Source organism: Xanthomonas sp. LMG 12462 (assembly GCF_009192885.1).
Taxonomy (GTDB): domain Bacteria; phylum Pseudomonadota; class Gammaproteobacteria; order Xanthomonadales; family Xanthomonadaceae; genus Xanthomonas_A; species Xanthomonas_A sontii.
The window spans coordinates 1-9,040 of the sequence record NZ_NMPP01000113.1 but is presented as its reverse complement, the minus strand read 5'-3'; the positions used below and the strand labels follow the sequence as shown (position 1 = coordinate 9,040).

9 protein-coding genes are annotated in these 9,040 nt (G+C 70.5%); 8 read left to right on the top strand and 1 reads right to left on the bottom strand.

Going from position 1 to position 9,040, the window contains the following annotated elements:
* Positions 1–975 (bottom strand): alpha/beta hydrolase (locus tag CEK69_RS20605; protein ID WP_226975248.1); only part of this gene is annotated, 975 nt, incomplete at its 3' end.
* A gap of 295 nt (positions 976–1,270) precedes the next feature.
* Between CEK69_RS20605 and CEK69_RS20595 the strand changes: the two genes are divergently transcribed.
* The 8 genes from CEK69_RS20595 to kduD all read left to right on the top strand — a co-directional run bounded on the left by CEK69_RS20595 (position 1,271) and on the right by kduD (position 9,007).
* Entirely contained in the window at positions 1,271–2,089 is an 819-nt protein-coding gene (locus tag CEK69_RS20595; protein WP_226975247.1) for a 2-keto-4-pentenoate hydratase, read from the top strand.
* Between the two features lie 35 nt (positions 2,090–2,124).
* Positions 2,125–3,126: a TRAP transporter substrate-binding protein gene (locus tag CEK69_RS20590; RefSeq protein ID WP_017914540.1), complete on the top strand. Its 1,002-nt coding sequence runs from the start codon at positions 2,125–2,127 to the stop codon at positions 3,124–3,126.
* 10 nt (positions 3,127–3,136) lie between these two features.
* Positions 3,137–3,655: a TRAP transporter small permease gene (locus CEK69_RS20585; protein WP_193314053.1), complete on the top strand. Its 519-nt coding sequence runs from the start codon at positions 3,137–3,139 to the stop codon at positions 3,653–3,655.
* 2 nt (positions 3,656–3,657) lie between these two features.
* A complete protein-coding gene (locus CEK69_RS20580) occupies positions 3,658–4,941 on the top strand; it encodes a TRAP transporter large permease (protein WP_017907812.1) in 1,284 nt (427 codons plus the stop codon).
* Between the two features lie 188 nt (positions 4,942–5,129).
* Entirely contained in the window at positions 5,130–6,188 is a 1,059-nt protein-coding gene (locus CEK69_RS20575) for a LacI family DNA-binding transcriptional regulator (RefSeq protein WP_017907811.1), read from the top strand.
* Positions 6,189–6,787: 599 nt separating this feature from the next.
* Entirely contained in the window at positions 6,788–7,180 is a 393-nt protein-coding gene (locus tag CEK69_RS20570) for a VOC family protein (RefSeq protein ID WP_152247658.1), read from the top strand.
* Between the two features lie 155 nt (positions 7,181–7,335).
* On the top strand, positions 7,336–8,190 hold the full coding sequence (gene kduI / locus CEK69_RS20565) for a 5-dehydro-4-deoxy-D-glucuronate isomerase (protein ID WP_152247656.1): 855 nt from the start codon (positions 7,336–7,338) through the stop codon (positions 8,188–8,190).
* Positions 8,191–8,251: 61 nt separating this feature from the next.
* A complete protein-coding gene (gene kduD, locus CEK69_RS20560; RefSeq protein ID WP_152247654.1) occupies positions 8,252–9,007 on the top strand; it encodes a 2-dehydro-3-deoxy-D-gluconate 5-dehydrogenase KduD in 756 nt (251 codons plus the stop codon).
* The last annotated feature ends 33 nt before the right edge of the window (positions 9,008–9,040 follow it).

Here is a 9,040-nt window from a genome sequence, read left to right as displayed (position 1 = left end):
GCCATGGCCGCCGTGCGCGAACAGGTGCAGCTCGGCCGGCACCCCGGCCTGGCGCAGCGCCTGGTAGAACAGCAGGCTGTTCTCTTCCGGCACTACCGGATCGTCCTGCGCGTGCACCAGGAAGGTCGGCGGCATGCCGGCATGCACCCGGTTCTGCAGCGAGTAGGCGGCCATGGTCGCCGCGTCCGGATGGCGGCCCAGCAGCCGCAGCCGCGAGCCGGTGTGCGCCGCGGTGCCGCTACCCATGTCGATGACCGGGTACAGCAGCAACAGGAAATCCGGCCGCGCGCTGACCCGGTCGATCGCATCGCGCGCCGGATACACCACGTCGTCGTAGCGGGCGCCGAGGCTGGCGGCGACGTGGCCGCCGGCGGAGAAGCCGATCGCGCCGATGCGCTGCGGATCCACGCCGTAATCGGCGGCATGCGCGCGGATCAGGCGCAGCGCGCGCTGCGCGTCGGCCAGCGGCTGGTCGCGCGCCGCGGCGCCGTCGACGGCTGCGTCGGGAAGCCGGTAACGCAGCACGAACAGGGTGATGCCGGCTTGTTCGGCGAAGATCGGCACCAAGGCCGTGCCTTCCTTGTCCAGCACCACGCGCGCATAGCCGCCGCCGGGCGCGACCAGGAGGGCGCTGCCGTTCGGCGTCTTCGGCCGGTACACCACCAGATAGGGCTGATAGCGGCCTCTGAGCGCGCGATCGGGCAGGGCCGGGTCGTCGCTGCGCTCGACCAGATGCGCTTGCTCGGAGCCGGCCGTCGACCCCGGCGCCGGACCGGGCCACAGCGGCAGCCGCGCCGCCACCTCGGCGGCGCTCTCGCTGGCCGCGCGCTCGGCCGCTGCCGCCGGGCCGAGGGCGCCCAGCAACAGGCACAGCGCCGCCAGCAGGGCGATGCCGGAGCGGGGCCGGCGCCCGCCGCAGGATGGGGACAGTGGTTCGGCGGGACGTAGGCGGGTGGCGAGGAGTCGGGCCGACATCATCGAGATCTCGTCGTGGATGGAAGAAACCCGCGGCGCGTGGCCGAGGGCACGATGGCCCCAGTGTGCGCGCCGCCTGCGCCAACGCATGGCGCTGTATCGCTGTTGCTGTTGCTGTTGCTGTTGCCGATTCCCGATTCCCGATTCCCGATTCCCGATTCCCGATTCCCGATTCCCGGCCTTTTGCCGCACCGCACATTGCCAATGACACCGGTTTACCATATACAACGGCGCAACGCGCTGTCGATGCGCGGCGCAGCAATTCCGATCCCCCACATTCCTTGCGGAGATGCCCTTGAGCCTTTCTTCCGGCCCGTCGCAGACGCCACCGCCCGCGTTGGCCGACATCGCGGCCCGCTTCGTCCAGGCCCGTCGCCAGGGCCGCTCGTTGCCCGATTTCCCCGGTGTCATCCCCGACGATCTGGAGACCGCCTATCGCGTGCAGGACCTGGCGATCGCGCAATGGCCGGACCGTGTGGTCGGCTGGAAGGTCGGCTACATCGCCGCCGAGCGTCGCGACCACTCCGGGGACGAGCGCCTGCTGGGCCCGATCTTCGCGGCTGCGCTGTGGAATGCTACCGGTGGAACAACGGACATCCCGGTGTTCGACGGCGGCTTCGGCGCGGTCGAGGCCGAGTACGTACTGCGCCTGGACGCGGACGTGCCGGCCGACCAGTTGGACTGGACTCCACAGCAGGCCGCGCAGGTGCCGGCGACGCTGTTCGTCGGCGTCGAGGTGGCGAGCAGCCCGCTGGCCACGATCAACCAGCTGGGGCCGCGCGTGGTGATCTCCGATTTCGGCAACAACAACGGCCTGCTGCTGGGGCCGCAGGTGCCGGACTGGACCGCGCTGGACGAGACCGCGCTGCGCGCCGAGACCTGGATCGAGGGTCAGTGCGTGGGCACCGGCGGCGCCACGCTGTTGCCGGGCGGCCTGCGTGCGGCGTTCGCGTTCGCGCTGGCGCGCTCGGCCAGGCGTGGCCGGCCGCTGCGCCGCGGCGAGCTGATCGCCACCGGCAACGCCACCGGTATCCACGACATCGCCATCGGCCAGCAGGCGACGATCCGCTTCGACGGCTACGGCGAACTTCACTGCAAGGCAGTCGCGGCCTAGGCTGGCGACGGCAATGACGCGCGGGAGGGCGCAGCATGATCACTCGTAGACGATTCCTGGGCGCGGGCCTGACCGCGGCGGCCGCGGCCGGCGTGCCGCTGGGTGCGCTGGCGCAGGCCGGCGGTAGCGGTACGCGCCTGCTCACCGCCACCGACGTGCACGTGGCCGACTACCCCACCGTGGAGGCGGTGCGCTGGTTCGGGCAGATCCTGGAGCAGAAGACCGGCGGCCGCCTGCGCCTGCGCGAGTATCACTCCGGCCAGCTCGGTCGCGAGGCGGAGGCGATCGACATGGCGCGCTTCGGCGCCATCGACATCACCCGCGTGTATTCCGGCGCGCTGAACAACGCCTTCCCGCTGACCCAGGCGCTGTGCCTGCCGTACGTGTTCGACTCGGTGGCGCACCTGCGCCGCGCGATCGACGGCCACGTCGGCGACAGCATCCTGCGCAGCTTCGAACAGCGCGACCTGGTCGGGCTGGCGATCTACGACTCCGGCGCGCGCTGCTTCTACAACACCAAGCATCCGCTGCGGCAGCCCAAGGACCTGCACGGGCTCAAGCTGCGCGTGGCGAACTCGGACATCTTCCTCAAGCTGATGCGCATGCTCGGCGCCAACCCGACGCCGATGTCGCTGGGCGAGACCTTCTCGGCGATGGAAACGCACATGATCGACGGTGCCGAGAACAACATGCGCAGCTTCCAGTCCAGCCGCCACTTCGAGGCCGCGCACTACTGGTCGCAGAGCGATCACTCGTACGCGCCGGACGTGCTGGTGATGTCCCGGCGCAGCTTCGAGACGCTGACGCCGGACCAGCGCGCGCTGGTGCTGGAGACGGCGCGGCAGTCGGTGACGGTGATGCGCCGGCTGTGGGACGCCTCCGAGGCGCAGGCGCGGCAGCAGGTGATCGACTACGGCGTGGCCATCAACGAGGTGGACATGCCGGCCTTCCGCAAGGCCGCCGCGCCGCTGCTGGCCGAGTACCGGCAGCAGCCGGAGATCGAAGCCCTCTACCGCCGCATTCGCGATTTCGCCTGAGCCCATGCCGATGACCGACCACGCCCCCGCCCTCCCGGTGCCGCCGCTGCAGCGGCTGCTGGACCGGATCGCCAACCTCGCCATCGGCACCGCCGCCGCCGCCCTGCTCGGGCTGGTGGTGGTGCAGGGCTGGCAGGTGTTCACCCGCTACGTGCTCAACGACTCGCCGAGCTGGACCGAGCCGGTGACGCTGCTGCTGCTGAGCACGGCGATGAGCCTGGGCGCCGCCGCCGGCGTGCACACCCGTCGCCACTTCGGCTTCTTCCTGCTGGCCGAGACGCTGCACGCCAGCCTGCGCCGCGTCATCGACCTGGTGCGCCCGCTGCTGGTGGCCGCCATCGGTGCGGTGATCGCGTGGTGGGGCGCGGTGCTGCTGCTGGACGGGCTGAACATCAAGATGGCCGGCGCGCAGATGCCGCAGAGCATCAACTACCTGCCGCTGTCGATCGGCGGCGCGCTGATGAGCGTGTTCGCGCTGTACCAGGCCTGGCGGGTGCTGCGCCCGGGCACCACCATGGGGAGGAACTGAGCATGGCCATCGCCATCCTATTGGGATTGTTCGTGGTGCTGCTGCTGATCGGCGTGCCGGTGGCATACGCGCTGGGCACGGCCGCGCTGGCCACGCTGCTGTATCTGGACCTGCCGGCGGTGGTGCTGGTGCAGCAGATCTCCGCCGGCAGCGGCTCGGCGTCGCTGATCGCGATCCCGCTGTTCATCTTCGCCGGCGAACTGATGCTGCGCGGCGGCATCTCCGACCGCCTGATCGCGCTGGCGTCCTCGCTGGTCGGGCGCATGCGTGGCGGCCTGGGCCAGGTCAGCGTGCTGTCCTCGCTGTTCTTCGGCGGCGTGTCCGGCTCGGCCATCGCCGACGTCTCGGCGGTCGGCGGCACCATGATTCCGCAGATGATCAACCGCGGCTACGACCGCGACTACGCGGTCAACGTGAGCATGACCGCGGCGCTGGTCGCGCTGCTGGTCCCGCCCTCGCACAACCTGATCCTGTTCTCGGCCGCGGCCGGCGGCGGCCTGTCGATCGCCGACCTGTTCGCCGCCGGCATCGTCCCGGCGCTGTTGATGACCGCGGCGATGATGCTCACCGGCTACGCGGTGGCGCGCTCGCGCGGCTACGGCACCGAGGCGTTCCCGGGCTGGCGCGCGGTGGCGCTGCGCCTGGTCGGCGCGCTGCCGGGCCTGGGCCTGGTCGCGCTGATCTTCGTCGGCATCCGCGCCGGCATCTTCACCGCGGTGGAGAGCGCGGCGATCGCGGTGGTGTACGCGCTGCTGGTCACCGCGCTGCTGTACCGGCAGCTGCGCTGGGCGGAGTTCTTCGGCGCGGTGACGCATGCCGCGCGCACCACCGGGGTGATCCTGTTCGTGATCGCCACCGCGGCGGTGTTCGGCTGGCTGTTGGCCTACCTGCAGGTACCGGCGGCGGCGGTGCACTTCCTGCAGTCCATCGCCCACAGCCAGCACACCGTGTTGCTGATGATCGTGGTGATGCTGCTGCTGCTGGGCATGTTCATGGACCTGGCGCCGAAGATCCTGATCTGCACGCCGATCTTCCTGCCGGTAGCCAAGGCCTACGGCATCGACCCGATCCATTTCGGCCTGGTGATGGTGCTGGCCGGCGGCATCGGCCTGATCACCCCGCCGGTGGGCTCGGTGCTGTTCATCGGCACCTCGATCGGGCAGATCACCGTGGCCCAGAGCATGCGCACCATCTGGCCGTTCTGGCTGGCGGCGCTGTGCGTGCTGCTGATCGTGGCGTTCTTCCCGGAGCTGTCGCTGTGGCTGCCGCGCGCGCTGCGCGCCTGAGCCGGCCCGGCGGCGCCGGCTCGCGTCAGGCGGGTGACCGCGGGCCGTTCGCGCCGATCGCCGCTGCCGGCCTTGGCGGCGCCGCGGCCGGTCACCGGGGCGGTGCGCCTGCACCGCTTCCGTGACCGTGCGCAGGAGCGAACATGACACCCAGTAGAATCCCCTTTCTTTCGCCCGGTTTTCCGTCCATGGCGCCGAACAAGCCCCGTTCCGTCGATGCTCCCGCTTCCGCCCACGGCAAGGCCGCGACGATCAACGACATCGCGCGCCTGTCCGGGGTGTCGAAGAAGACCGTGTCGCGGATCATCAACAACTCGCCGCTGGTGCGCAAAGACACCCGCGAGAAGGTCGAGGCGCTGATGCGCGAGGTCGGCTACGCGCCGGACCCGCTGGCGCGCGGGCTGGCGTTCCGTCGCTCGTTCCTGATCGGCATGGTCTACGACAACCCCACCGCGCAGTACATCGTGGACATGCAGTACGGCGCGCTGGACGCACTGCGCGGCTCCAGCTTCGAGCTGGTGGTGCATCCCTGCGACAGCCGCAGTCCCGGCTACATCGAGGGCGTGCGCCGCTTCGTGCAGCAGCAGAAGCTGCACGGGGTGATCCTGGTGCCGCGCGCCTCCGAGGACCAGGCCCTGGCCGACATGCTCGCCGGCATCGGCGTGCGCTACACCCGCATCGCCTCGCTGCCGCTGGACGACACCTCGCAGATGGTGGTCACCCACGACCGCGACGGCGCCGCCGAGGCCGCCGACTACCTGCTGTCACTGGGCCACCGCGACATCGCCCTGATCACCGGCCCCAGCGCCTACCGCTCCGCGCACGAGCGCACCGCTGGCTTCATCGACGCGCTGACCCGGCGCGGCATCGAACTGCCGCCGGCGCGCATCGTCGAAGCCGGCTACACCTTCGAATCGGGCGTGGCCGCCGCGGAGAAGCTGTTGCTGGGCAAGCAGCGGCCCAGCGCGATCTTCACCGGCAACGACGAAATGGCCGCCGGCGTGTACAAGGTCGCGCTGCGCGCCAACATCAACATCCCGCGCCAGCTGTCGATCATCGGCTACGACGACAGCCCGCTGGCTTCGCGGCTGTGGCCGTCGCTGACCTCGGTGCGCCGGCATACCCGCGACACCGGCCGCACCGCCGCGGCCATGCTGATCCAGCCCGAGGGCACGCCGTCGCTGGCGGTGGCCAGCGTGCGCCCGCACCTGATCGTGCGCGACTCCTGCCAGCCGCCGGAAGACTGAGCGCGGCAGCGCAGCGGCGCGCCGCAGCACGCGGTGGCAGACGGAGGCTTGCGGCCTGCCAGGCGCTCGCGACGACACGGCGAGATGCGTGATTCTCGCCCAGGCAGTTCGCCTGGCTCCGCCGCATGCGCATCCGCCGCTGCGGGAGCGGCGTCAGCGACCTGCAATGCGGGTGTCGGCGCTTTGTGGGGAGTTGACGGTCGTGCAGACGCGACAAGCGAAGCCGAAAGCCGACTGACACCCTCCGTCGTCGGGACTGAAGTCCCTCCCACAGGGAGGCCCAGCGCATTCCTGTGGGAGCGGCTTCAGCCGCGACGCGCACGAACCGAACTGCCGCGGCGAACGATTCCCGGCAGACCGGGAGCCGTTCCCAGGCAGCAGTGAAGCGTCCGCTGACCGCGGGGCGTGCGCGTTTCAACGCCATCCATGCGTCGCACCCACATGTCGGCCAGGGCACGTGTCCCCCACCGCCTCCCGACTCGCCGCAAACGGTCTACACTGCCGCCGACCGTGCGGACACCGCTCCGCCCATCGAAGGCCCGCTCCGTTCCGGCACCGCCCGGGCGGACCGCGCGGCCTTCCTGCGAGGAGCCTTCGCCATGTCGTCCCCCATCCCCGCCCCCGTCGCGGTCCGTTTCGGCCGCCTGGCGCCGACCGTGCCCGTCGCCGAGATCGCCCGCGCCGTCGCCTTCTACACCGAGCGCCTGGGCTTCCGCAGCGTGTTCCAGAACGGCAATCCGGTCGGTTTCGTGATCCTGAAGAAGGACGACGCCGAACTGCACCTGACCCTGCGTCCCGACCACCGCGGCAGCACCAGCAACGTCGCCCACCTGATCGTCGACGACGCCGCGGCCCTGTACGACGGCCTGCAGGCGCAGGGCGTGCGCATCATCAAGGCGATCCGCGATGCCGACTTCGGCCTGCGCTGCTTCGTCTTCGCCGACCCCGACGGCAACCGCATCGACGTCGGCCAGCCGCTGCCGCCCGGCTAGCACGCCATCAGCGAGCGCCGCAGCGCTCTTATCCCGAATCCCGACTCCCCAATCGCCGCCCTTCGTGCACTGCGGAATGACACCGGTTTACCAGACCCGCTAGACTGTCTTCCGTGGCGGGCTGCCACATGCCGTCGCCTGCACTGGAGCGCCCCATGTCCCTGTACTGCAAGACCCACTACGCGACCCATCCCGACGCGATCAAGGGCGCCAGCAACGACCAGTTGCGCGACCTTTACCTGCTCGACGGCCTGTTCGTGGACGACGCGGTGACCCTGAAGTACACCCACTACGAGCGCTTCGTGCTCGGCGGCGCCGCCCCGCGCACGCGGGCGCTGACGCTGCCGGCGCAGACCGAGCCGGCCTCGGCCGCCGGCCACCCGTTCCTGGAGCGGCGCGAGCTGGGCGTGATCAACGTCGGCGCCGGCAGCGGCACCGTCACCGTCGACGGCACCGTGTATCCGCTGGGCCCGAAGGACGGCCTGTACGTGGCGATGGGCAGCGCCGAGGTGGTGTTCGCCTCCGACGACGCGGCCAACCCGGCGCAGTTCTATCTGGCCTCCACGCCGGCGCACGCGCGCTTCGCCACCAAGCGGCTGTCGATCGCCGAGGCGGTGGCGCTGGACCGCGGCGCGCTGGAGACCAGCAACGAACGCACCATCTACCAGTACATCGTGCCGGCCACCTGCCAGTCCTCGCAGCTGCTGCTGGGCCTGACCGTGCTCAAGCCGGGCAGCGTCTGGAACACCATGCCGCCGCACCTGCACGACCGCCGCAGCGAGGTCTATTTCTACTTCGACCTCGGCGCCAACGACCGCGTCTACCACTTCATGGGCGAGCCGGACGCGCAGCGCCACATCGTGGTGCAGAACAACGAGGCCGTGGTGTCGCCGCCGTGGTCGATCCACATGGGCGCCGGCACCGCCAACTACGCCTTCATCTGGGCGATGGGCGGCGAGAACCTCGACTACACCGACATGCACGTGCTGGACATCTGCCAGCTCAAGTAGGCCGCCGTCCCGCGCGCCGCTCCCATTCCCGTCGTCCGCATTCCCTCAAGGAGTCCACGCAATGACCCACCCGTTCAGTCTCGAAGGCAAGGTCGCCCTGGTCACCGGCGCCAACACCGGCCTCGGCCAAGGCATCGCCGTGGCGCTGGCGCAGGCCGGCGCCGACATCGCCGCCGCCGGCATCGCCGCGCCCACCGAGACCGAGGCCAAGGTCACAGCGCTGGGCCGCCGCTTCGTCGCCATCGAGGCCAACCTGATCAGCATCGACCCGGTGCAGCGCATCCTCGACGAGACCCTGGCGGGGCTCGGCCGCCTCGACATCCTGGTCAACAACGCCGGGCTGATCCGCCGCGCCGACGCGGTGGACTTCAGCGAGCAGGACTGGGACGACGTCATGAACGTCAACATCAAGTCCGCGTTCTTCATGTGCCAGGCCGCCGGCCGCCACTTCATCGCCCAGGGCAGCGGCAAGATCATCAACATCGCCTCGATGCTGTCGTTCCAGGGCGGCATCCGCGTGCCCTCGTACACCGCCAGCAAGTCCGGCATCGCCGGCATCACCCGCCTGCTGGCCAACGAGTGGGGCGCCAAGGGCGTCAATATCAACGCCATCGCCCCCGGCTACATGGCCACCGACAACACCGCGCAGCTGCGCGCCGACGCCGCGCGCAACCAGGCGATCCTGGACCGCATCCCGGCCGGCCGCTGGGGCGTGCCGGAAGACCTGGGCGGCACCGCGGTGTTCCTGGCCAGCAGCGCCTCGGACTACGTCAACGGCACGGTGATCCCAGTCGACGGCGGCTGGCTCGCCCGCTAACGCTTTTCCTTCTCCCTTTGGGAGAAGGTGCCC

Coding starts and splice junctions, on each gene's coding strand:
- CEK69_RS20590 (WP_017914540.1), top strand. CDS start 2,125: ATGATCACTCGTAGACGATTCCTGGGCGCGGGCCTGACCGCGGCGGCC.
- CEK69_RS20585 (WP_193314053.1), top strand. CDS start 3,137: ATGACCGACCACGCCCCCGCCCTCCCGGTGCCGCCGCTGCAGCGGCTG.
- CEK69_RS20580 (WP_017907812.1), top strand. CDS start 3,658: ATGGCCATCGCCATCCTATTGGGATTGTTCGTGGTGCTGCTGCTGATC.
- CEK69_RS20575 (WP_017907811.1), top strand. CDS start 5,130: ATGGCGCCGAACAAGCCCCGTTCCGTCGATGCTCCCGCTTCCGCCCAC.
- CEK69_RS20570 (WP_152247658.1), top strand. CDS start 6,788: ATGTCGTCCCCCATCCCCGCCCCCGTCGCGGTCCGTTTCGGCCGCCTG.
- kduI (WP_152247656.1), top strand. CDS start 7,336: ATGTCCCTGTACTGCAAGACCCACTACGCGACCCATCCCGACGCGATC.
- kduD (WP_152247654.1), top strand. CDS start 8,252: ATGACCCACCCGTTCAGTCTCGAAGGCAAGGTCGCCCTGGTCACCGGC.